Source organism: Burkholderia sp. AU6039 (genome assembly GCF_002223365.1).
GTDB lineage: Bacteria > Pseudomonadota > Gammaproteobacteria > Burkholderiales > Burkholderiaceae > Burkholderia.
In genome coordinates this window covers 2,632,149-2,653,530 of the sequence record NZ_NKFK01000005.1, presented here as the reverse complement: position 1 = coordinate 2,653,530, position 21,382 = coordinate 2,632,149, and the positions used below count along the sequence as shown (strand labels likewise).

20 protein-coding genes are annotated in these 21,382 nt (G+C 66.9%); 9 read left to right on the top strand and 11 right to left on the bottom strand.

Annotated elements, in window-relative coordinates:
• Nucleotides 1-202 precede the first annotated feature (202 nt).
• From CFB39_RS29620 to CFB39_RS29590, 7 genes are all read left to right on the top strand, one after another.
• Complete coding sequence (locus CFB39_RS29620) at nt 203-1,588, top strand: L-serine ammonia-lyase (protein WP_089426777.1); 1,386 nt, start codon at nt 203-205, stop codon at nt 1,586-1,588.
• A 16-nt stretch (nt 1,589-1,604) separates the two neighbouring features.
• A complete protein-coding gene (locus CFB39_RS29615) occupies nt 1,605-2,849 on the top strand; it encodes a sarcosine oxidase subunit beta family protein (RefSeq protein WP_006480591.1) in 1,245 nt (414 codons plus the stop codon).
• A 31-nt stretch (nt 2,850-2,880) separates the two neighbouring features.
• Nucleotides 2,881-3,180 (top strand): sarcosine oxidase subunit delta, encoded by a 300-nt coding sequence (locus CFB39_RS29610; protein WP_089433164.1) that lies wholly within the window; start codon nt 2,881-2,883, stop codon nt 3,178-3,180.
• A complete protein-coding gene (locus CFB39_RS29605) occupies nt 3,177-6,188 on the top strand; it encodes a sarcosine oxidase subunit alpha family protein (protein WP_089475499.1) in 3,012 nt (1,003 codons plus the stop codon). The genes CFB39_RS29610 and CFB39_RS29605 overlap by 4 nt, the downstream gene beginning before the upstream one ends.
• The gene (locus CFB39_RS29600; RefSeq protein WP_089475498.1) at nt 6,178-6,810 is read left to right on the top strand and encodes a sarcosine oxidase subunit gamma; all 633 of its coding nucleotides are present in this window, start codon (nt 6,178-6,180) and stop codon (nt 6,808-6,810) included. Before CFB39_RS29605 ends, CFB39_RS29600 begins: the two co-directional genes overlap by 11 nt.
• On the top strand, nt 6,807-7,247 hold the full coding sequence (locus tag CFB39_RS29595) for a dihydroneopterin aldolase (RefSeq protein ID WP_011354099.1): 441 nt from the start codon (nt 6,807-6,809) through the stop codon (nt 7,245-7,247). Before CFB39_RS29600 ends, CFB39_RS29595 begins: the two co-directional genes overlap by 4 nt.
• Nucleotides 7,248-7,441: 194 nt before the next feature.
• Nucleotides 7,442-7,765: a helix-turn-helix domain-containing protein gene (locus tag CFB39_RS29590; RefSeq protein ID WP_089475497.1), complete on the top strand. Its 324-nt coding sequence runs from the start codon at nt 7,442-7,444 to the stop codon at nt 7,763-7,765.
• A gap of 232 nt (nt 7,766-7,997) precedes the next feature.
• Here the strand turns inward: CFB39_RS29590 and CFB39_RS29580 are convergent, their stop codons facing one another.
• Nucleotides 7,998-9,071, bottom strand: coding sequence for an alkene reductase (locus CFB39_RS29580; protein WP_089475495.1), 1,074 nt, complete (start codon nt 9,069-9,071; stop codon nt 7,998-8,000).
• Between the two features lie 172 nt (nt 9,072-9,243).
• On the opposite strand from CFB39_RS29580, the gene CFB39_RS29575 reads away from it, so the two are divergent.
• Complete coding sequence (locus CFB39_RS29575) at nt 9,244-10,119, top strand: LysR family transcriptional regulator (protein WP_089475494.1); 876 nt, start codon at nt 9,244-9,246, stop codon at nt 10,117-10,119.
• 22 nt (nt 10,120-10,141) lie between these two features.
• Here CFB39_RS29575 and CFB39_RS29570 read toward each other — a convergent pair whose 3' ends face one another.
• The 7 genes from CFB39_RS29570 to CFB39_RS29540 all read right to left on the bottom strand — a co-directional run bounded on the left by CFB39_RS29570 (nt 10,142) and on the right by CFB39_RS29540 (nt 15,630).
• Nucleotides 10,142-10,540, bottom strand: a complete 399-nt coding sequence (locus tag CFB39_RS29570; RefSeq protein ID WP_089475493.1) for a lysozyme inhibitor LprI family protein — start codon at nt 10,538-10,540, stop codon at nt 10,142-10,144.
• Between the two features lie 22 nt (nt 10,541-10,562).
• Nucleotides 10,563-11,246 carry a lytic transglycosylase domain-containing protein gene (locus tag CFB39_RS29565; RefSeq protein ID WP_089475492.1) on the bottom strand — a complete coding sequence of 228 codons (684 nt, stop codon included), beginning with the start codon at nt 11,244-11,246 and terminating at the stop codon, nt 10,563-10,565.
• A gap of 158 nt (nt 11,247-11,404) precedes the next feature.
• A complete protein-coding gene (gene arr, locus CFB39_RS29560) occupies nt 11,405-11,800 on the bottom strand; it encodes an NAD(+)--rifampin ADP-ribosyltransferase (protein WP_089426786.1) in 396 nt (131 codons plus the stop codon).
• A 32-nt stretch (nt 11,801-11,832) separates the two neighbouring features.
• A complete protein-coding gene (locus CFB39_RS29555) occupies nt 11,833-12,600 on the bottom strand; it encodes an ABC transporter permease (protein ID WP_089475491.1) in 768 nt (255 codons plus the stop codon).
• Nucleotides 12,597-13,535, bottom strand: coding sequence for an ABC transporter ATP-binding protein (locus tag CFB39_RS29550; RefSeq protein ID WP_089475490.1), 939 nt, complete (start codon nt 13,533-13,535; stop codon nt 12,597-12,599). Before CFB39_RS29550 ends, CFB39_RS29555 begins: the two co-directional genes overlap by 4 nt.
• Entirely contained in the window at nt 13,532-14,710 is a 1,179-nt protein-coding gene (locus CFB39_RS29545) for an ABC transporter permease (RefSeq protein ID WP_089475489.1), read from the bottom strand. The genes CFB39_RS29550 and CFB39_RS29545 overlap by 4 nt, the downstream gene beginning before the upstream one ends.
• On the bottom strand, nt 14,707-15,630 hold the full coding sequence (locus CFB39_RS29540) for an ABC transporter substrate-binding protein (protein ID WP_089475488.1): 924 nt from the start codon (nt 15,628-15,630) through the stop codon (nt 14,707-14,709). The genes CFB39_RS29545 and CFB39_RS29540 overlap by 4 nt, the downstream gene beginning before the upstream one ends.
• 166 nt (nt 15,631-15,796) lie before the next feature.
• Between CFB39_RS29540 and CFB39_RS29535 the strand changes: the two genes are divergently transcribed.
• Complete coding sequence (locus CFB39_RS29535; RefSeq protein WP_089475487.1) at nt 15,797-16,726, top strand: 2-hydroxyacid dehydrogenase; 930 nt, start codon at nt 15,797-15,799, stop codon at nt 16,724-16,726.
• A gap of 97 nt (nt 16,727-16,823) precedes the next feature.
• Here CFB39_RS29535 and CFB39_RS29530 read toward each other — a convergent pair whose 3' ends face one another.
• The 3 genes from CFB39_RS29530 to CFB39_RS29520 all read right to left on the bottom strand — a co-directional run bounded on the left by CFB39_RS29530 (nt 16,824) and on the right by CFB39_RS29520 (nt 21,155).
• Nucleotides 16,824-17,927, bottom strand: coding sequence for a hypothetical protein (locus tag CFB39_RS29530; RefSeq protein ID WP_089475486.1), 1,104 nt, complete (start codon nt 17,925-17,927; stop codon nt 16,824-16,826).
• A gap of 45 nt (nt 17,928-17,972) precedes the next feature.
• Complete coding sequence (locus CFB39_RS29525) at nt 17,973-18,935, bottom strand: cyclopropane-fatty-acyl-phospholipid synthase family protein (protein WP_089475485.1); 963 nt, start codon at nt 18,933-18,935, stop codon at nt 17,973-17,975.
• A 267-nt stretch (nt 18,936-19,202) separates the two neighbouring features.
• Nucleotides 19,203-21,155 carry a Xaa-Pro dipeptidyl-peptidase gene (locus tag CFB39_RS29520; protein ID WP_089475484.1) on the bottom strand — a complete coding sequence of 651 codons (1,953 nt, stop codon included), beginning with the start codon at nt 21,153-21,155 and terminating at the stop codon, nt 19,203-19,205.
• Nucleotides 21,156-21,382: the final 227 nt, after the last annotated feature.

Sequence of the window (21,382 nt, the reverse complement as noted above, 5' to 3'; positions counted from 1 at the left end):
CAGCCAGCGTCGCTGATCGGTTCCGGCACGACTTGTGGTTTTCCGTCGCGAACCATCGCCAAAACGCACTTTCGGGCCTGCCGGCAGGGCGCTTGGCGGCGGTATCCCACGCCGATGCCGTTTTTGTTCTATCGGCCGATTTTACGCTTTGATGTACTGGCGCCAACGTCATTTCACGTGTGTCCCACCCAGAGGAAGCCAGATGAACGTCAGCGTCTTCGACCTGTTCAAGATCGGCATCGGCCCGTCCAGTTCGCATACGGTCGGCCCGATGATCGCCGCGTGCCGCTTCGCGTCGCACGTGGAGGACGCGAACCTGCTCGGTTTCGTGCGCCGCGTGCGGGTCGAACTATACGGCTCGCTCGGCGCGACCGGCAAGGGCCACGGCACCGACAAGGCCGTGCTGCTCGGTCTCGAGGGCCACCTGCCCGACACGATCGATCCGGACCTGATCGAGCCGCGGCTCGCCGCGATCCGCGCGGAGAAATCGCTGTCGCTGCTCGGCAAGCAGACCGTCCGCTTCGAGGAAAAGGAGCACATCGGCTTCTATCGCAAGCTGATGAGCGGCACGAGCATCGTGCACCCGAACGGGATGCGCTTCCAGGCGTTCGACGAACACGGCCAGCTGCTCGTCGAGAAAGAGTATTACTCGGTCGGCGGCGGCTTCGTCGTGAACCGCGACGGCGATCGCGTGAACGGCGTGCGCGCGGCGGTCGAGGTGCCGTATCCGTTCCGCACCGGCGACGACCTGATGCGCCAGTGCCGCGAGCACGGGCTGTCGATCGCCGAGCTGATGATGCGCAACGAATGCGCGCTGCGTCCCGCCGACGAAGTGCGCGCCGGGCTGCTCGCGATCTGGCGCACGATGGCCGCCTGCGTCGAGCGCGGCTGCAAGGTCGAGGGCGACCTGCCGGGCCCGATGCGCGTGAAGCGCCGCGCGGCCGAGCTGAACAATCGCCTGCGCGCGCGCTCGGAGGAGTCGCTGCGCGACCCGCTGTCGATGCTCGACTGGGTCAACCTGTATGCGATGGCCGTCAACGAGGAGAACGCGGCGGGCGGCCGGGTCGTCACCGCGCCGACCAACGGCGCGGCCGGCGTGATTCCCGCGGTGCTGCACTACTACGTGAAGTTCGTGCCGGGCTCGAACGAAGCCGGCATCGTCGAATTCCTGATGACGGCCGCGGCGATCGGGATCATCTACAAGGAAACCGCGTCGATTTCCGGCGCGGAAGTCGGTTGCCAGGGCGAAGTGGGCGTCGCGTGCTCGATGGCCGCGGCCGCGCTCGCCGCGGTGATGGGCGGCACGCCCGACCAGGTCGAGAACGCGGCCGAGATCGGCATGGAGCACAACCTCGGGATGACCTGCGACCCGGTCGGCGGGCTCGTGCAGATCCCGTGCATCGAGCGCAACGCGATGGGCGCGATCAAGGCGCTGAACGCGTCGCGCATGGCGCTCAAGGGTAACGGCCAGCACTACGTGTCGCTCGATTCGGTCATCAAGACGATGCGCGAGACGGGCGCCGACATGAAGACGAAATACAAGGAAACGTCGCGCGGCGGTCTGGCCGTGAACGTCATCGAATGCTAAACGAAGGATCACTCACATGAGCCGCTACTCGATATTCAGCCTGTTCCGCAACGGCCTCTCGTATCACGAGAACTGGGAAAAGCAGTGGAAGAGCCCGGAACCGAAGAAGGAATACGACGTCGTGATCGTCGGCGGCGGCGGCCACGGCCTCGCGACCGCGTATTACCTCGCGAAGGAGCACGGGATCACGAACGTCGCGATCCTCGAGAAGGGCTGGATCGGCGGCGGCAACACCGCGCGCAACACGACGATCGTCCGCTCGAACTATCTGTGGGACGAATCGGCCGCGCTGTACGAGAAGGCGATGAAGCTGTGGGAAGGGCTGTCGCAGGACCTGAACTACAACGTGATGTTCAGCCAGCGCGGCGTGATGAACCTGGCCCACACGCTGCAGGACGTGCGTGACACCGAGCGCCGCGTGAACGCGAACCGGCTGAACGGCGTCGACGCCGAATTCCTGACGCCCGCGCAGATCAAGGAAATCGAGCCGACCATCAACCTGAACAGCCGCTACCCGGTGCTCGGCGCGTCGATCCAGCGCCGCGCGGGCGTGGCGCGTCACGACGCGGTGGCCTGGGGCTTCGCACGCGGCGCGGACCGCGCGGGTGTCGACATCATCCAGAACTGCCAGGTGACGGGCATTCGCCGCGAAGGCGGCGCGGTGGTCGGCGTCGATACGGTGAAGGGCTTCATCAAGGCGAAGAAGGTTGCGGTGGTCGCGGCCGGCAACACGACGACGCTCGCCGACATGGCCGGCGTGCGCCTGCCGATCGAAAGCCACCCGCTGCAGGCGCTGGTGTCCGAGCCGATCAAGCCGGTCGTCAACTCGGTGATCATGTCGAACGCGGTGCACGCGTACATCAGCCAGTCCGACAAGGGCGACCTCGTGATCGGCGCCGGCATCGACCAGTACACGGGCTTCGGCCAGCGCGGCAGCTTCCACATCATCGAAAGCACGCTGCAGGCGATCGTCGAGATGTTCCCGGTGTTCTCGCGCGTGCGGATGAACCGCCAGTGGGGCGGCATCGTCGACGTGTCGCCGGACGCGTGCCCGATCATCACCAAGACCGACGTGAAGGGCCTCTATTTCAACTGCGGCTGGGGTACCGGCGGCTTCAAGGCGACGCCCGGCTCGGGCTGGGTGTTCGCGCACACGATCGCCCGCGACGAACCGCATCCGCTGAACGCGCCGTTCGCGCTCGACCGTTTCTACACGGGCCACCTGATCGACGAGCACGGCGCTGCCGCCGTCGCGCACTGACCGCTACCGCACAGACACAGGAGAAAGAAACATGTTGCTGATCGAATGTCCGTGGTGCGGGCCGCGCGCCGAATCCGAGTTCTCGTGCGGCGGTGAAGCCGACATCGTGCGCCCCGTGAACAACGAGAACATGACCGACCGCGAATGGGGCGAGTACGTGTTCATGCGCGAGAACAAGCGTGGGCTGCACAAGGAGCAATGGCTGCACACGCAGGGCTGCCGCCGCTGGTTCAAGGCCACCCGCGACACGGTGACCTACGATATCAAGGGCTACGAAAAGTTCGGTGGCGAAGCTGCCGGCAACGCACACGAAGAGGGCACGAGCAAATGAGCCAGAAAGACCGCCTCGGCACCGGTGGCCGCATCAATCGCGCGATTCCGTTGACCTTCACGTTCAACGGCCGCACGTATCAGGGCTTCCAGGGCGACACGCTCGCGTCCGCGCTGCTCGCGAACGGCGTGCACTTCGTCGCGCGCAGCTTCAAGTACCACCGCCCGCGCGGGATCGTGACGGCCGACGTCGCGGAACCGAACGCCGTCGTGCAGCTCGAATCGGGCCCGTACACGGTGCCGAACGCACGCGCGACCGAGATCGAGCTGTACCAGGGGCTCGTCGCGTCCAGCGTGAATGCGGAGCCGTCGCTCGAGAACGACAAGTACGCGATCAACCAGAAGCTGTCGCGCTTCCTGCCGGCCGGCTTCTATTACAAGACCTTCATGTGGCCGCGCAACATGTGGCCGAAGTACGAAGAGAAGATCCGTGAAGCCGCCGGCCTCGGCAAGGCGCCGGAAGCGCTCGACGCCGATCGCTACGACAAGTGCTACGCGCACTGCGACGTGCTCGTGGTCGGCGGTGGCCCGTCGGGCCTCGCGGCCGCGCATGCGGCGGCCACGGCCGGCGCGCGCGTGATCCTCGTCGACGACCAGCGCGAGCTCGGCGGCAGCCTGCTGTCGTGCCGCGCCGAGATCGACGCGAAGCCCGCGCTGCAGTGGGTCGAGAAGATCGAGGCCGAGCTGCGCAAGCTGCCCGACGTGACGATCCTGTCGCGCAGCACCGCGTTCGGCTACCAGGACCACAACCTCGTGACGGTCACGCAGCGTTTGACCGATCACCTGCCGGTGTCGATGCGCAAGGGCACGCGCGAGCTGCTGTGGAAGGTCCGCGCGAAGCGCGTGATCCTCGCGACCGGCGCGCACGAGCGGCCGATCGTGTTCGGCAACAACGACCTGCCGGGTGTAATGCTCGCCGGTGCGGTGTCCACCTACGTGCATCGCTTCGGCGTGCTGCCGGGCCGCAACGCGGTCGTGTTCACGAACAACGATCGCGCGTACCAGACCGCGCTCGACCTGAAGGCGTGCGGCGCGAAGGTGACGGTCGTCGATTCGCGCGCGTCGTCGAACGGCGCGCTGCCGGCCGCCGCGAAGCGGCAGGGCGTGACGGTGATGAGCGGCGCGGTCGTGACGGGTGCATCGGGCAAGTGGCGCGTATCGTCGGTCGACGTCGCGTCCTACTCGAACGGCCAGACCGGCGGCAAGCTGCAGACGCTGCCGTGCGACCTCGTCGCGATGTCGGGTGGCTTCAGCCCGGTGCTGCACCTGTTCGCGCAGTCGGGCGGCAAGGCCTGCTGGAACGACGAGAAGGCCTGCTTCCTGCCGGGCAAGCCCGTGCAGGCGGAAGCGAGCATCGGCGCAGCAGCCGGCGAATTCGGCCTGGCGCGCGCGCTGCGGCTCGCGGTCGATGCGGGCGTGGAAGCCGCGAAGGCAGCGGGTTTCACCGCTGCGCAGCGCGCGGTCGCGCCGCAGGTCGCGGAACCCGTCGAAGGCGCACTGCAGCCGCTGTGGCTGGTCGGCAGCCGCGAAGCCGCGGCACGCGGGCCGAAGCAGTTCGTCGACTTCCAGAACGACGTGTCGGCCGCGGACATCCTGCTGGCCGCACGCGAAGGCTTCGAGTCGGTCGAGCACGTGAAGCGCTACACGGCGATGGGCTTCGGCACTGACCAGGGCAAGCTCGGCAACATCAACGGGATGGCGATCCTCGCGGGGGCGCTCGGCAAGACGATTCCGGAAACGGGCACGACGACGTTCCGCCCGAACTACACGCCCGTGTCGTTCGGCACGTTCGCGGGCCGCGAGCTCGGCGATTTCCTCGATCCGATCCGCAAGACCTGCGTGCACGAGTGGCACGTCGAGCACGGCGCGCTGTTCGAGGACGTCGGCAACTGGAAGCGGCCGTGGTACTTCCCGACGAACGGCGAGGATCTCCATGCGGCCGTGAAGCGCGAATGCCTCGCGGTGCGCAACAGCGTCGGCATCCTCGACGCGTCGACGCTCGGCAAGATCGACATCCAGGGTCCGGACGCGGTGAAGCTGCTGAACTGGATGTACACGAACCCGTGGAACAAGCTCGAAGTGGGCAAGTGCCGCTACGGGCTGATGCTCGACGAGAACGGGATGGTGTTCGACGACGGCGTGACGGTGCGCCTCGCCGACCAGCATTTCATGATGACGACCACGACGGGCGGCGCGGCGCGCGTGCTGACGTGGCTCGAGCGCTGGCTGCAGACCGAATGGCCCGACATGAAGGTGCGTCTGTCGTCGGTGACCGATCACTGGGCGACGTTCGCGGTGGTCGGCCCGAAGAGCCGCAAGGTCGTGCAGAAGGTGTGCCAGGACATCGATTTCGGCAACGAGGCGTTCCCGTTCATGAGCTACCGGAACGGCACCGTCGCGGGCGCGAAGGCGCGCGTGATGCGGATCAGCTTCTCGGGCGAGCTCGCGTATGAAGTGAACGTGCCGGCGAATGCGGGCCGCGCGGTGTGGGAAGCGCTGATGGCGGCCGGCGCCGAGTTCGACATCACGCCGTACGGCACCGAGACGATGCACGTGCTGCGCGCGGAGAAGGGCTACATCATCGTCGGCCAGGACACCGACGGCTCGATCACGCCGTACGACCTCGGGATGGGCGGCGTCGTCGCGAAGTCGAAGGACTTCCTCGGCAAGCGTTCGCTGTCGCGTTCGGACACCGCGAAGGAAGGCCGCAAGCAGTTCGTCGGCCTGCTGACCGAGGACGAACAGTTCGTGCTGCCGGAAGGCGCGCAGATCATCGCGAAGGACACGCAGGTGTCGGCGGTCGATCCGACGCCGATGCTCGGCCACGTGACGTCGAGCTACTACAGCCCGATCCTGAAGCGCTCGATCGCGCTCGCGGTGGTGAAGGGCGGCCTGAACAAGATGGGCGAGAGCGTCGTGATTCCGCTGGCCAACGGCAAGCGCATCACCGCGACGATCTCGAGCCCGGTTTTCTACGATACCGAAGGGGTGCGCCAGCATGTGGAATGAAACCAGAAACCAGACGCAGGTGGCGGGCGCGGGCGGCGTGACGCTTGAATCGCCGTTCGTCGGCGCGGCCGACGTGCTGAAGCCGCACCAGGCGCGCGCATCGAAGAAGTTCACGCTGCGCGAGCGGCCGTTCCTCGATCTCGTCAACGTGCGCGGCGAGTTGAGCGATCCGGCGTTCGTGAGCGCGTTCGAGCGCGTGGTCGGCTGCCGGCCGCCCGCGGCGCCGAACACGGTCGCGCGCGGCGCCGAGTACGACGTGCTGTGGCTCGGCCCCGACGAGTGGCTCGTGCGCTCGAACGGGCCGGTGCCGGCCGGCGTGCTGGAGGCGCAGCTCGCGGAGGCCGTGCAGGGTTCGTATGCGGCGGCCGTCGACGTCGGCAGCGGCTATACGGTGGTCGAGATCAGCGGCGAACGCGTGCGCGACGTGCTCGCCCGCGGCTGCCCGCTCGATCTCCATCCGCGTGTGTTCAAGCCGGGCCAGTGCGCGCAGTCGCATTACTTCAAGTCGTCGATCGTGCTGATCCCGACCGGTGACGATGCGTTCGAGATCGTCCTGCGCCGCAGCTTCGCCGACTACTTCGTGCGCATCATGCTCGACGCGGCCGCGCCGCTCGCATCATGAAGCCGTTCGACGAACCGTTCGTGGCGATCGACGCGCCGCGCCTGCGCGGGCGCGGCTGGAGCGTGTTCGTCGACGAACTGAAGGTGCCCGCGCGGATCGGTATTCATGCGCACGAGCATGAAGCGCCGCAGCCGATCGTGATCGATGCACGGCTCGGCTATCGGTGCGAGCCGAGCGAGCAGGGCGAGTGGATCGATTACGATGGCTATTGCGCGCGCCTTGCCGCATTCCTGTCGCACAAGCCGCATACGCGGCTGCTCGAGACGCTCGTCGCCGATATCGCGGTGCTGTCGTTCCGTGAATGGCCGGCGCTGGAGTCGCTGACACTGTCGGTGTACAAGCCGAAGATCCGGCCCGGCACGAAACGGGTCGGCGTGTCGCTCGACTGGACACGCGGGGATTATTTGCGGTGGACGGGGGCGGCGGGGCAGTTTTGACGCAGGAGAGGCGGCCGACGAGCGCATCGAAACGATGCCGGTCGGCTGCCGGCCGTGGCACTTGCTGGTCTGTATAGTTCCTGAAATATGCGAACAATTCGCCGTCGCTGACATTCAAGTCTTTAATTCCGAGATTCTCGTAACAATGCCGTCGATACCGTTCGTCGGCGTTTTGTTCCTGGTATCCCGGAATTATGGCCCGCACCTTACCCCGCCCGATTGCATCACCCGACCCGCTTGCGCAGGATCTCGCGGCGCTGGGTGCGCTCGTCCGCAACCGGCGGGCGCAGAACCAGATGCGGATCGACGACGCAGCCGACATGCTCGGCGTCTCCAAGGACGTGCTGTCGCGGCTCGAAAACGGCCGGGCGGTGAGCCTCGACAAGTTGTTCAAGGTGCTCGACGGTCTGGGACTCAATTTGCTCGTCGTACCGAAGCGCGAAGTGCCCGTCGCTCGCAAGGCATTGCATGAACTTGCCGAGCCGGCTGTTCCGGCGGAGTCGCGGGAGGGCGCGTGATGGTTCATCGCCTGCGCATCTCGACCAACGGTTCGCCCGTCGGGCAACTGACTTACGACGCCCGTCAGGATGACTACGGTTTTGCGTATGCGTACTCAGGCCGACCGCGTGCTGCGTATTGCGCCTATGGTGTCCAAGGTGAACATCGATCTGCTTTGAAATCGGGCATTCACCGGGCGATCGCAGCGACATCCGTTCCAGCCTGTCGTTGCGATCACCCTGAGCCGAAGCATCAAGCCGCCGCCACCCCATCCAGCGCCGGATAGTCGACATACCCGCGCGCATCGCCGCCGAAGAACGTTTCGCGCCGCGCGTCGTTCATCGGCGCGCCGGTCTTCACCCGCGTCACGAAATCCGGATTCGCTAGCACCATCTGCCCGTACGCTTCGAGATCGGCCAGCCCCGACGTCACGTCCGTGCCGATCGCGTCGCGCGTGCGGCCCGGACGGTTCAGGATCAGCGTGCCGCTCCAGCGCGCGCGCAGGTCGGCCAGCAGCGCTTCGTTGCCCTGATGCATCACGTGCAGGTAGGCGAGGCCGAGCCGGTCGAGTTCCGTCGCGAGATGGCGATACAGGTCCGGCCCCTCCGCACCTTCGTCGAGGCCGCCCAGCGTGTTGCCGGGCGATACGCGGATAGCCGTGCGATCCGCGCCGATCTCGTCGGCGATCGCCGTGGCAACCTCGATCGCGAAGCGCGCACGGTTCTCGATCGAGCCGCCGTACGCGTCGGTGCGCGTGTTGGCATTCGGCGCGAAGAACTGCTGGATCAGGTAGCCGTTCGCGCCGTGGATCTCGACACCGTCGGCACCCGCCTCGATCGCGCGGCGCGCGGCGATGCGGAAGTCGTTCACGGTCTCGCGCACTTCGTCGAGCGTCAGCGCGCGCGGCGCGGGGATGTCCAGCATCCCCTTCATCGTGAACATCTGCGCATTCGGCGCGATCGCCGACGGCGCGACGGCCTGCCGGTGATGCGGCGTATTGTCGGGATGTGACATGCGCCCGACGTGCATCAGCTGGATGAACAACCGGCCGCCACGGGCATGCACGCGGTCGCTGATCGCCTTCCAGCCGGCGACGTGCGCGTCGGTATAGATGCCGGGCGTCGTCAGGTAGCCTTGCCCGTCGTCCGACGGCTGCGTGCCTTCGCTGACGATCAGTCCGAGGCTCGATCGCTGCGCGTAATACTCGGCGGCCCATTCGCCGGGCGTGCCGTCGAAGGCGGCGCGGCTGCGGGTCATCGGCGCCATGACCAGGCGGTTTTCCAGCGTATATCGGCCCACGCGGACCGGGGTGAACAGTTGGCTCATGATGCGTCAGCTCCTCGAGAGTCGGGACGGTGGCACCGGGTCGGTGCCGCCTCGGGCGCCGGCCGCGCACGGGTGTGCCGACCTCGCCTCCACGCACCCATCATCCATTGCTTCCTTTTCGGGATAAACCGGGTAATCTGGATAACATTGATCCATTGATGGAGCAGTGGGCATGGAACTGCTGAACGACATGGCGCTGTTCGTCGAAGTCGTGAAGGCGAAGGGGTTTCGCAGTGCGGCGGAGACGCTGGGGATGCCGAACTCGACGCTGTCGCGGCGCATCAGCGCGCTGGAGAAGGCGATCGGGCTGCGGCTGCTGCATCGCACGACGCGCCGGATCGAGCTGACCGAGGCCGGCCAGCTCTACTTCGAGCGCTGCAAGCGCATCGTCGACGAGGCGCGGCTCGCGCACGAGCAGCTCGGCGGGTTGCTGGCGGAGCCGACCGGCGTGTTGCGTGCGTCGTTTCCGGTCGATTTCGCGGTGACCTACCTGGCGCCGCTGATCGTCGAGTTCTCGACGCGTTACCCGAAGCTGACATTCGATTTCGAGCTGACGTCGCGGCGGGTCGATCTGGTGAGCGAACCGTTCGACGTGGCGATCCGCTTGGGCGATTCCGACGATTCTCAACTGATCGCGCGGCGGCTGGCCACGCTCGGGAACTACCTTTATGCGTCGCCCGGCTATCTCGCGCGCAAGGGCGAGCCGCGCTCGCCGGACGACCTGGCGCGGCACGCGTGCCTCAGCCTGGCGAGGGCCGGCACGTGGACGCTGCATGACGGCACGCACTCCGTCGCGGTGCCAGTGAGCAGTCGTTTCGCGGGAAACAGCGTCGGCATGCTGCGGCGCCTGGCCACGCTCGATGCGGGCATCATCGTGCTGTCCGAGGCGATCGTCGCGGACGACCTGGCCGCCGGCCGGCTGCGCCGCGTGATGTCCGCATGGGAGGGCGAGCCGATTCCGGTCTACGCGATGACGGAAACGCGGCTGCTGCCCGCGAAGACGCAGCATTTCATCGAGTTCTTGCGGGAGCGCTTCGCGCAGGCGTGACGGGCGGGTAGCCGTTCGTCGTTCAGTTCTGCGCCGGTGGCGGTGCGTCCAGCTGCGCTTCCCATTTCTTCAGGATGCGCACGCGTGCCTGGCTGAAATCGACCCAGCAGTTCATCCGCGCGTCTTCCGGGATCATCTGCTGCGGATTGGCGGCTTTCACGTAGTCGCAGGTGTCGTCGGCGAAGCGGGTCCAGCTTGCCTGCGACTTCGCGAGCGCGCTGGCGGCATCGGGGTTGCGCTGCTTGAGCTTGTGCTCGAGCGATCGGTACGCGCGCTCGACGGCCTGATCGTCCTGACCGAGTACGCAGGTCCGTACGTCGTTCATCGTCAGCGCATGTTTCTCGCAATCGACGGCGGCAAACGCGGTGGTGTGGCCGATCGCCAGCGCGGCAACAGCAAGGAAGCGGGTGGCGTGGCGCATGCGCGTCGATCGAAGGGGGAGACTAGTTGGCGCGGGCCGACGTCGGGCTCGTCCTTTCGCTGACCGGCACCATGCGGGCCTTCGCATCGTTCGCGGAATTCACGGGATTCGAGGCTTTCGCATCGTCGTCAGGTTCAAGCACGAAGCGGAACGAATCGACGCGCTGCATCACCTTCGCCGCATACGCGTTCGACCCGCCGCTGTAGCTTCTCAGGCCGGCCCGCACGTCGCCCCCGGCCGCCCTCACGTAGCCCGACAGGATCGCGGAGCCCACTTCGACGTTCGCGTTCGGGTCGGTCAGGTCCTTCACGTTGCGCACCAGGCCGCGGTGCGCGGTCGGCACGACCTGCATCAGCCCGGTCGCGCCGTGCTGGCCGCGCGCCTTTTCCTGGAAGCGCGATTCGATCGAAATAATGGCGTAAACGAGTGCGGGAGGCAGTGAATATTTCGTCGCAGTGACGCTCACGATATCGGCGAGCTTCGCGGCCCGTTCCTTCGCGACGCCGAACTTCTTCGTCAGGTAGGACGTGATGCGGCGGTTTGCTTCGTTCGGCTGATCGTTGGCGTCGGCGAGCGGCGCGGAGGCGACGGACGGCGCCGATGCGGCTGCTTCGGGCGCGGACGCAGGCAGTGCGGGCGCTTGCTGCGCCGACGCCTGTTGCGCGATGCCGAGCGAAAGCACGATCAGCCAGAAAAACCGTCGCATGGTGGAGTGCGGGGAATGGGAAGGCGCCTAGTATATCGGCCAATTGCCGCCGGCGGTCGAGTGCCGGTTCGAATGAAAGCGGCATGTAGGCTTGTGTCGCGGCGAGCCGATCGAGGAACCGATCGTTGCGCGGACACGCATCGGAGTCCGGACGAACGCTAGTTGATGATCTCGCCGATGCCGGTTTCGATGCGGATTCTGAGCTGCTGGATGAACGCCGGATCGTAGGGTTCCCAGCTTTCGAGTTCGCCGACGATCTTCAAAGGCGATGTGCTCCGGTACGATCGCGTCGGATTGCCCGGGAATTTCTTGTCCGTGACGTTCGGGTCGTTTTCGAATTCGCCGGTGGGTTCGACGATGTAGACCCGCGGTCGGCCGTCGCCTTTGGCCATTTCCGCAGCCAGGCCGGCGCCTTTGGGCAACGCCGTGAAGTAGATGTGATTCATCACGACGTCATCGCGATAATTCGATCGGAAGCCTGCCGTCAGCAAGTCGCCGATCCGCAAATCCGCTTTCGTGCCATGAAAAAACGGGCCGGTGTCCGAAACGGTCATGGTTTCTCCTTCGAAAAATCGCGCAACGGCTTCTACGCGCGGCGTGCGGCTGCCACCCGTGCAATCGTGCCGATTGCATCGCTGACGAGCACCGCGAGCAGCCCGACGATCACGCCGCCCTGCAGCACGAACGCGGTGTTCGACGTCTGCAGCCCCGCGATGATCACGTCGCCGAGCCCGCGCGCGGCGACCGTCGAGCCGATCGTCGCGGTGCCGAGATTGATCACGACCGCGAGCCGCACGCCGTTGACGATCACCGGAAACGCGAGCGGCAGCTCGACCGACACCAGTTGCTGCCAGCCGCTCATCCCCATCCCGCGCGCGGCGTCGACGACGTCGCGCGGCACGTCCTCGAGCCCCGCGATCGTGCTTTCGAACACGGGCAGCAGACCATACAGCACGAGCGCGATCAGCACGGGCTTCAAGCCGAAGCCGACGGCCGGCACCGCGAGCGCGAGCACCGCGACGGGCGGGAAGGTCTGGCCGATGTCGACGACGCTGCGCGCGACCGGCAGGAAATCCGCGCCCCACGGCCGCGTGACCGCGATGCCGGCCGCGACCGCGACGATCGTGCCGATCAGGCTCGACAACGCGACCGTGCCGAGATGCGCGAGCGTGAGGTCGAGCAGGCTCGCGCGATCGTAGATCACTGGCGCGCCGTTGTCGGCGAACGGCGCGAACAAGCCTTGCAGCCAGGCGGGTCGCAACAGCAGCACGAGCAGCAGCGCGAGCGCGGCCGCGCGTGCGAGGTAGGCGGGAAGTGCGGACCGCCCGGGCCGTGTGCTGCCGTGCGTCGTCATGCGGGCTTCCTTGCGTGCGCACGGATCGCATCGAGCGTGATGCGGCGCGTGTTGCGGCCGTCGCCATCTTCCACTGGAAGCACATCGACACCACGCCACAGCAACTCCGACACCGCATCGCGCAGCGTGCGCGTCGCGGCGATCGGTTCGCCATCGGCATGACCGGGTTCGGCCACCGCATCGATCGGTGTCAGCGCGAGCAGGCGCAGCGGCCGATCGACGCCGGCGACCAACTGTTCGACGACGCCGGCTGCCGGCTTGCCGAGAATCTCGGCCGGCGCAGCGACCTGCAGCAGCCGGCCGCCGTCCATCACCGCGATCGTGTCGCCGAGCTTCAGCGCTTCCTCGATGTCGTGTGTGACGATCACGACGGTGATGCCGAGGCGGCGCTGCAAGGCAAACAGGTCGTCCTGCGCCTTGTTGCGGATGATCGGATCGAGCGCACCGAATGGCTCGTCCATCAGCAGCATCGCGGGCTCGGCCGCGAGCGCACGCGCCACGCCGACGCGCTGTTGCTGCCCGCCCGACAGTTCGTGCGGCAGCTTGTCCGCGAACTCGGCCGGCGCGAGATGAAACAGGTCGAGCAATTCGTTCACGCGCGCGTCGATGCGATCGGCCGGCCAGCCGAGCAGGCGCGGCACGGTCGCGATGTTGCGCGCGACGCTCCAGTGCGGAAACAGCCCGTGCCCCTGGATCGCATAGCCGATGCCGCGCCGCAGCTGCTCGGGCGCAACGGTGGCCGTATCGACACCGTCGATGCGGATCGTGCCGCTGGTGGGCGCGATCAGCCGGTTGATCATGCGCAGCAGCGTCGACTTGCCGCTGCCCGATGCGCCGACGAGCGCGGTGATCGTGCCGCGCTCGATCGTCAGCGACACGTCGTCGACGGCGACGATATCGCCGAAGCGTTTGCCCGCACGTTCGATCTCGATCATCCTGCACGCCCCTTCGCGAGCGTGGTCGCGGCTTCGAATATGACGGCCGCCACCAGCGCGAGCACGATCGTCGGGATCGCGCCGAGCAGCACGAGATCGGCGGCCGATTGCCCGATCCCCTGGAAGATGAAGGTGCCGAAGCCGCCGCCGCCGATCAGCGCGGCGACCGCGGTCAGCCCGATGTTCTGCACGAGCACGATGCGCACGCCGCTCAGGATCACGGGCAGCGCGAGCACGAGATCGACGCGCAGCAGCCGCTGCGCGCGCGTCATCCCCATCGCGCGCGCCGCTTCGGTCACGTGCGGCGGCACCTGGCCGAGCCCGACCACGACGCTCGACGCGATCGGCAGCAGCGAATACAGGAACAGCGCGAGCACGGCAGGAGCGACGCCGATGCCGCGGATGCCGAGCGCGGCCGCGAGCGGCACGTGGGCGGCGAGCAAACCGAGCGGCGCCATCATCAGCCCGTACATCGCGATGCTGGGGATCGTCTGCACGATATTGAGCACGGGCATCGCGACGGTACGCACCGCCGCGATGCGCGCGCAGGCGATGCCGAGCGGCACGCCCGCGACGAGCGCGGCCGCCACCGAGCCGCCGGTGAGCGACACGTGCCGGATCGCCTCGATCCAGAAGTCGTCGCTGCGCACCGCGTATTCGCGCATCACGGAAAGGCCGTCCCACCAGCCGCTCGCGAGCGGCACCGAAATCGCTGCTATCGCGACGACGAGCGCGGCGAGGCGCCGCCACGGGCCGAAGGCGAGCCGCGCGAGCGCATCCGCGACGAGTACGGCCCACGCGAACAGCAGCAGCCAGACGCCGGAGGAGGGCGATACGCGGGCGAGCGTGTCGTCAGGCGCGACGAGGTGCGTCGCGGCCGCGCCGACCGCGTACGCGAGCGTGGCGAGCCACGCGCAGCCGGCCGCGAGGCGCCACGCGGGGCGGCTGGCCGTCATCGCCCACAGCGCGCCGACGATCCACAGCGCGGCGAACCCGGCGCCCTGCAGGGCCGGCAGCGCGGCGAACACCGACAGGTCGGTGCCGGCCGCGATGCGGTTCGGCCGCAGCACCGCGAACGGCAGGCCGAGCACGGCGACGATCGTCAGGACCCCGATCAGGATGCCGACCTTGTCCGCCGTGATGCGCCGCGCGGACGCTGCCGCGCGATCCGTCATTTAACGAAGCCCTTCGCTTTCAGGTAGCTTTTCGCGACGCCGGCGGCCGGTTCGCCGTTGATCTGGATGCGCGCGTTCAGCGTCTGCAGCGTCTTCAGGTCGAGGCTCGCGAACACGGGCTTCAGGTAGTCGGCGATCTGCGGGTGCGCTTTCAGCACGGCTTCGCGGATCACCGGAGCGGGCGCATAGACGGGCTGCACGTGCTTGTCGTCGTCGAGCACCGCGAGGCCGCTCGACGAGATGCCGCCGTCGGTGCCGTAGACCATCGCGGCATTCACGCCGTCGGTCTGGTTCGCCGCGGCCTTGATGGTTGCGGCCGTGTCGCCGCCGGACAGCACGACGAGCTGGTCGGGCTTCAGCTTGAAGCCGTACGCCTTCTCGAACGACGGCAGCGCCGACGCGCTGTTCACGAATTCGGCCGACGCCGCGAGCTTCACCTTGCCGCCGCCGGCCACCCACTTGCCGAAATCGGAGAAGGTCTTCAGGTGCTGCGACTGCGCGACCGGTGCGAGCACGGCGACGCCCCACGTGTTGTTCGCGGGCGCCGGGGTGAGCCAGACGAGATGGTTCGCCGCGTAGTCGAGTTGCTTCGCGGTGTCGTAGCCCTGGCTCGCGTTCTTCCACAGCGGATCGTCCGCCTTGTTGAAGAAGAACGCGGCGTTGCCGGTGTATTCGGGGTAGACGTCGATCTCGCCGCTCGTGAGCGCCTTGCGCACGATCGGCGTGGTGCCGAGCGCGATCTTTTCGGTGACGGGGATGCCGTGGGCCTTCAGCACCTGCGCGATGAGGTTGCCGAGCAGGTTGCCTTCGGTGTCGATCTTCGACGACACCACGACGGGCGTGTCGGCATGCGCGCCGGGCGCGACGATCGCGGCGGCGAGCGCGAGGCCCAGGATCCGGGCGGGCAGGGCGAGCTTCATACGGGCCAATCTCCAGGACGAGGGCGTACGCCGAAAGTTACTTGACTGAGCCGGCTTTGGCAAACCACGTGCGGCGGCGTGCCCACAGCCCGTGTGGGGATTACCCGCATCCGTGTTGCAGGCTTGTTACACTGAATCCGTTCCCGCCTTGCCGACACTTCCTGACATGAAGCCCGAGTTGCTGGTTCTCATCGCTTTGCGCGGCGACGCGCATCGCGAGATCGCCGCGTCGTTCGACGTGCGCTACGCCCCGACATCCGAAGCACGCGAACGCGCGATCGCCGAACACGGCGGCACGATACGCGCGGTGCTGACCAACGGCAGCACGGGGCTCACCGCCGCCGAAATCGATCGTCTTCCGCAACTCACGTTCGTCAGCGCGCTCGGCGCCGGCTACGAGCACATCGATGTCGCCCATGCGAAGACGCGCGGCGTGACCGTGGTCACGGGCGCCGGCACCAACGACGATTGCGTCGCCGATCATGCGTTCGCGCTGCTGCTCGCGGCCGTGCGCAACGTCGTGCAGCTCGATGCGAAAACCCGCGGGGGCGTGTGGCGCGACGGCCTGGCGATGCCGCCGAACGTGTCGGGCAAGAAGCTCGGCATCGTCGGGCTCGGCAAGATCGGCGAGAAGTGCGCGCGCCGCGCGGCCGGCTTCGACATCGAGATCGGTTATCACAACCGGTCGGAGAAGAACGTCCCTTACCGCTATTTCGATCGCGTCGACACGCTCGCGCAGTGGGCCGATTTCCTGATCGTCGCGACACCGGGCGGCGCGGGCACGCGGCACCTGATCGATCGCGCGGTGCTCGACGCGCTCGGCCCCGGCGGGTTCGTCGTCAACGTGTCACGCGGCAGCGTTGTCGATACCGCTGCTTTGGCGGACGCGTTGCGTGAAGGACGCATCGCGGGCGCGGGGCTCGACGTGTACGAGGGCGAACCCGAGCCGCCGCGCGCGCTGACGGATCTCGACAGCGTCGTGCTGACGCCGCACATGGGCGGCTGGTCGCCCGAGGCGCTCGATCGGTCGGTGCGGCAGTTCATCGACAATGCCGAGCGGCACTTTTCAGGGCGGCCGGTGTTGACGCCGGTGTGAGCGCGGCCCGTGTGGCAGGTGCGGCGGCTTAGCTTCACCGCACCGCGTATCGGCGCGAATTTGTACGGAACCGGCGCGCGTAATGGCGCCGCTTGCATCAGCTCACGGGGCGGACACCGGCCAGATCGGCCGCCGCGATTTCATCCGTGGAAGGAAGCGGCCGAATGGTCACCTCACCGGAAATGAACCGTTTCCCCTTGGCATCGCGGCCATGGTAGCGCGTGCTGATCGCGTGAAATTCCGCATTGCCGGACGCCAGATGCTCGAGCTCGGTCACGTAGGCGCGCACATCCGCCCGATTTCCGAGCGGACCGGCAAGGACGCGATCGCGCGCGGCCATCAGATTGCGCTCGTTCTCCGCAACCAGCGTTGCCAGCTTGTTCAGCGCATCCTGGAGTTTCAGGCCCTCCCGGTACATCAGCAGCCAGACGGAGTTGACCGAATCGGCGATATGAATTTCCTTTCGGAATGAATACGGGTCGTTGACCAGCGTAATCGAATCGATGGCGGCCGTTCTCATTTCCGCCAACGAGCGGTCGGCCGCCAAATGCTCGGTCATGTCGACGTCAATGGCGTACTCCGTCATGATGGCCGCCCATTCCCCGTAGTTGTCGATGCGCCGCATCTCCAGGTAGGCATCGAACGTGAACTCGTCCATCTTCAGGGCCAGCGGATCCGTCTGCCTGATGATCAGCGTATGCAGCGCGTCCTCCATGCGTTTCCACACACGCGGTTTCGACGCCAGGTGCGCCTTGACGGGCAGCAGCCCCTCGTACAGCAATTGTGCGATGGGCGCGGTGTCCGGCGGGCGGATGCCGGCGATTGCATCGAAGTAGTGCTGGCGCAATGTCGAGCGCTGTTGCGCCTGATCCAGCATCGTGGGGTTGGTGATGGTGTCGTCGATCAGCGTGGTGATGCTCATCATCCGTTCCAGATCGTAGATCCTGTCGTTCAGGGTGTGCGGATAGCACAGCCCGCCGAATGACGGCATGCTTTGCGCCAGATAATGTTCGACGGCCTTCTGGCTGCCGTAGTAGGCCAGGATGTACGGGCTGTCCGTGAGCGCGATCCGCCGTTCCGCCTCGTCGTGGAGCGGATGCCACATGGGTTTCAATTGCAGATGGAAGTCCGGATGGAAGATTGTCTCGCCGGGCTTCGGCAGGCCAGGCAGGTTGCGGACGAAGTTGGGAATATCTGTCATGGCGGGTTCTCGGGCTTGATGTCCGGCGGCGGGAACGGGCGGCCTTCATCGACCGTGCTTGAGCACGAAGCTATAGATGGAAACCTGATGCTTCACGATGGCGACGGCCAGGCTTTCGCACATCACGCGGAGTTCTTCCAGCGCGCCGACCGCACCCGTCGGGAAATGGCGCTCGATGTTGTCCTGAACGTCAAGCAGCCATCGCGTCGCGTCCGTCCGGTTCGGCAGGACCTGCATGTCCTGGACGCGGAAACCGCTTTGCTCGAATACCTGGCGCAGGTACGCGGGCGTCTTGCGATACTTGCACGCCAGCCTGTCGACCAGGTCAGGCGTATCGGAGCGGTATTCGGAGAGATCGACGTTATATAAGTTATCCGAAACGATGACTGTCCCGTTTGCACCCAGCCGCTGACGCAATTTGGCCATCACGATTTCGAAGAGATCGTAGGGGAAATGGGAGATCACGCCGCGCATGATCACGAGGTCGTAGGGCTGGTCGACATCCGGCAGCAGGTCGATGTCCAGCGCATTGCACTGGAACAGGTTGATCCTGTCGGACAATCGCCGCGCGGCGTTTACCTCGGCGCAGTATTCGAGCTGGCGGCTGCTGATGTTGATGCCGTCCAGGCGATGGCAGCCGGGAAACCGCTCGGACAGATCGCGCAGCACGGTTCCCCATCCGCATCCGATATCGAGTACCCGGTTGATCGGCTGGCGCCCGGGCGTCTCCAGGCCGGCGATCTTCAATTGCCGTTCGAAATACCTGAGGCCGGATTCATCGAGATCGACCGGCCTCGGCGATTGGGGATGGTCAAAGACGCCGAACTGGAACCAGAGGCGATCGCCGATGGCCTTGCTCCAGTTCAACGGGTCGTCCTGGTAGGCCTCCACGACCCGGGATTCGTAATCGTTTCGCTCTCGGCCTCGAATTGCCGCGAATGGCGGGTTACGCCGATCGTTCAATGGCGAAGCAGATGCGGCGGTTGTGCCGGTAACCAGGTTGTTCATTGCCATTTCCCCGCGGCGACCGGCTACAAATGTCCGGATTATTGACTTTTAAATCTAGCCGGCGGGGAATCGATGTCAAGCGATATCAGATTGTTTCTGATTTTGATTCAATAATGTAATTGATTGATGAAGCGTGGAATTGTTGTTTTAAAGAGCCGTTGCTTCTATTTCCATAAGCATCGGGAAATGGAACCGAATGAATGAAGCTATCCCGGGACGCCGGTGCGCTGGCGTCCCGGGACGGCTTCAGGACGGGCATGCCGCCGTTCAGGAAGCCAGCGGCACCGTCACCGACGTACCGGCCGGGTCCAGCGTCAGCCCGGTGCCCGGCGTCGGCCGCAGCGTCGCCTCGTTGTCGCTCGACAGCACGACGAGCCCCAGCCGGTGGCCGGCTTCCAGCTTGTAGTCACGCGGCATGAACGTCAGCTTCAGGTCGTACGGCATGCCGGGCAGAACCGGCTGCGAGACCCACTCCGACACGCGGTTGCGCGGATCGGTCCACGCCCGCGTGACGATCGTCGCCGTGCCGTCCGGCGCGCGATCGACCAGCAGGGCCGTCACGTTGGCCACGGCCGTGAAGGTCAGCCTGACGCGCGCGGTCGCCGAACCGGACAGGCGTGTCGCGGCCGTGAGCGGCGCGGTTTCGAAGCGGCTGCGGTTCTCGCCCGTCGGCGCGTTCGCCAGCGTGAGCGCGGTGATGCGCGCATCGTCGGTGAAACGCGCGAGCGGGCCGCCGGTCGGCAGCCGCAGCAGCGTGCCGGTGCCCGCGCCGTCGCCGCCCGCGAAGTACGTGACCGGCGTGGCATGGCGCGCGGCCCAGTCCGCTTCCTTCAGCAGCGTGCCGTCCGCCTGCTCGATCACCGCGCGCGGATCACGTTCGACGCCATTGTCGAAACCGATCAGGTAGCGCGTAAACCAGCGGTTCACTTCCGCGGTCCACGCATCGGCCATCGCCGGCACGCGGGTCGGGTCGGTGTGCTTCAGGCGATGCAGCCACAGCTGCGTCGGCACGCCCTGGCGCCGCATCGCGAGATGCCACAGCGTCGACTGGTCGACCCGCACGTTGTCATCGGTGAGCCCCTGCGCGACGAGCGCCGGCGCGACCGCGTACGCGGTCGGAATATCGCGCGCGGCCCAGAACGGCGAATAGTCGCCGGTCTTGCGGTCTTCCTGCTGCAGCGCTTCGTCGATCAGGTGCGTGCAGCGCTCCGGATGCGCGTTCGTCAGCAGCGCCTTGATGTACACGTCGACGTCCTCGCCCTGATAGCCTTCCGGCGCACGCACGAGCCCGCCCGAGCGGTAGTAGCCGTACATGTTCGTCAGCCCGGCGACCGGCACGATCGCGTCGAGCCCGCGCGTGCGCAGGCTCGCGACCATCTTCGGCAGCGTGCCGTCGTACGACACGCCGTACATGCCGACGTGGCCCGTCGACCAGTTCGCGACGACCGTCTTGCCGTTCGCGTCCTTCGCGGTCGCGTCGCGGCCGAGCCAGCGGATCACCGAGGCCATCGCGACCGATTCGTCGCGGGTGAGGATCGTCGGGCAGCCGTCCGAGCCGGCCGTGCCGAGCGAATCCGCGTAGACGATCGTGAAGCCGCGCGGGATGAAGTAGCCCTCGATCCACGAGCGCCCGGCGGCGGCCGCCTCGACCTGCTGCAGCATCCGCACCTGCGGCGCGGCGGCCATGATGCGCGCGGAGGCGCCGGTCGCTGCCGCGGCCGCCGTGGCGGCCGGATGCGGCGTGCCGTCGAGTTCGACGTCGACGTTGTGGTCGGGGCTGTCGGCGAGGCCCGCGTAGTACGGGCTCGCGAGCACGATGACGGGCGTGCGCGCGCCGTTCGCGGTTTCGGTCGGGCGCACGATGCGCACGTGGATGCGGTCGCGCGTGCCGTCGCCGTCGGAGTCGACCGGCGTGTCGACCCACGCGTTCTCCTCGATCGTGCCGCCCGACAGCGACGGCTGCACCTGGCCGTTCGTGATCACGGGCCGGTAGCGGCCGCCGCTGGCCGGGTTGGCGTACGGCACGCCCGACGGCGATATGCGTGACGCGAGCGACTGCTTGTCGGCTGCCGATGCGGCGGCCCCCTCCTGTTGGCCCTGCGCGAGCGCGGAGGCGCCCGCCACGCTGCCGCCGTCGTCGCCGCCGCACGCGGCGAGCGTTGCGGCCGCAACGAGCGCGGGAAGCCACGCGCGACGCAATCCGGTTCGATGAATGTCCATTGTCGACCTCTTGTTGTGATTGTCTGGAACCGGACGGCCCGCGATATGCCCCCTGCGGCCCGGCCGGGTGCTGCATCGGATGAAACGGAACTGCACCTTCGAAAGCGCCGGGCGCGATGCCCGGGTGTCACGGCCGGTGTCGACGCGCGTCATGCATCGCGCGACCCGGCGAGCATCGGGGCGATTGCATCGCCTCGACCGCAAAGCGTCAGCGCGGCGGCTGATTC

What these genes read in the sequence shown, in the direction of transcription:
- CFB39_RS29620 (WP_089426777.1), top strand. Translation starts at nt 203, where the DNA reads ATGAACGTCAGCGTCTTCGACCTGTTCAAGATCGGCATCGGCCCGTCC.
- CFB39_RS29615 (WP_006480591.1), top strand. Translation starts at nt 1,605, where the DNA reads ATGAGCCGCTACTCGATATTCAGCCTGTTCCGCAACGGCCTCTCGTAT.
- CFB39_RS29610 (WP_089433164.1), top strand. Translation starts at nt 2,881, where the DNA reads ATGTTGCTGATCGAATGTCCGTGGTGCGGGCCGCGCGCCGAATCCGAG.
- CFB39_RS29605 (WP_089475499.1), top strand. Translation starts at nt 3,177, where the DNA reads ATGAGCCAGAAAGACCGCCTCGGCACCGGTGGCCGCATCAATCGCGCG.
- CFB39_RS29600 (WP_089475498.1), top strand. Translation starts at nt 6,178, where the DNA reads ATGTGGAATGAAACCAGAAACCAGACGCAGGTGGCGGGCGCGGGCGGC.
- CFB39_RS29595 (WP_011354099.1), top strand. Translation starts at nt 6,807, where the DNA reads ATGAAGCCGTTCGACGAACCGTTCGTGGCGATCGACGCGCCGCGCCTG.
- CFB39_RS29590 (WP_089475497.1), top strand. Translation starts at nt 7,442, where the DNA reads ATGGCCCGCACCTTACCCCGCCCGATTGCATCACCCGACCCGCTTGCG.
- CFB39_RS29580 (WP_089475495.1), bottom strand. Translation starts at nt 9,071, where the DNA reads ATGAGCCAACTGTTCACCCCGGTCCGCGTGGGCCGATATACGCTGGAA.
- CFB39_RS29575 (WP_089475494.1), top strand. Translation starts at nt 9,244, where the DNA reads ATGGAACTGCTGAACGACATGGCGCTGTTCGTCGAAGTCGTGAAGGCG.
- CFB39_RS29570 (WP_089475493.1), bottom strand. Translation starts at nt 10,540, where the DNA reads ATGCGCCACGCCACCCGCTTCCTTGCTGTTGCCGCGCTGGCGATCGGC.
- CFB39_RS29565 (WP_089475492.1), bottom strand. Translation starts at nt 11,246, where the DNA reads ATGCGACGGTTTTTCTGGCTGATCGTGCTTTCGCTCGGCATCGCGCAA.
- arr (WP_089426786.1), bottom strand. Translation starts at nt 11,800, where the DNA reads ATGACCGTTTCGGACACCGGCCCGTTTTTTCATGGCACGAAAGCGGAT.
- CFB39_RS29555 (WP_089475491.1), bottom strand. Translation starts at nt 12,600, where the DNA reads ATGACGACGCACGGCAGCACACGGCCCGGGCGGTCCGCACTTCCCGCC.
- CFB39_RS29550 (WP_089475490.1), bottom strand. Translation starts at nt 13,535, where the DNA reads ATGATCGAGATCGAACGTGCGGGCAAACGCTTCGGCGATATCGTCGCC.
- CFB39_RS29545 (WP_089475489.1), bottom strand. Translation starts at nt 14,710, where the DNA reads ATGACGGATCGCGCGGCAGCGTCCGCGCGGCGCATCACGGCGGACAAG.
- CFB39_RS29540 (WP_089475488.1), bottom strand. Translation starts at nt 15,630, where the DNA reads ATGAAGCTCGCCCTGCCCGCCCGGATCCTGGGCCTCGCGCTCGCCGCC.
- CFB39_RS29535 (WP_089475487.1), top strand. Translation starts at nt 15,797, where the DNA reads ATGAAGCCCGAGTTGCTGGTTCTCATCGCTTTGCGCGGCGACGCGCAT.
- CFB39_RS29530 (WP_089475486.1), bottom strand. Translation starts at nt 17,927, where the DNA reads ATGACAGATATTCCCAACTTCGTCCGCAACCTGCCTGGCCTGCCGAAG.
- CFB39_RS29525 (WP_089475485.1), bottom strand. Translation starts at nt 18,935, where the DNA reads ATGAACAACCTGGTTACCGGCACAACCGCCGCATCTGCTTCGCCATTG.
- CFB39_RS29520 (WP_089475484.1), bottom strand. Translation starts at nt 21,155, where the DNA reads ATGGACATTCATCGAACCGGATTGCGTCGCGCGTGGCTTCCCGCGCTC.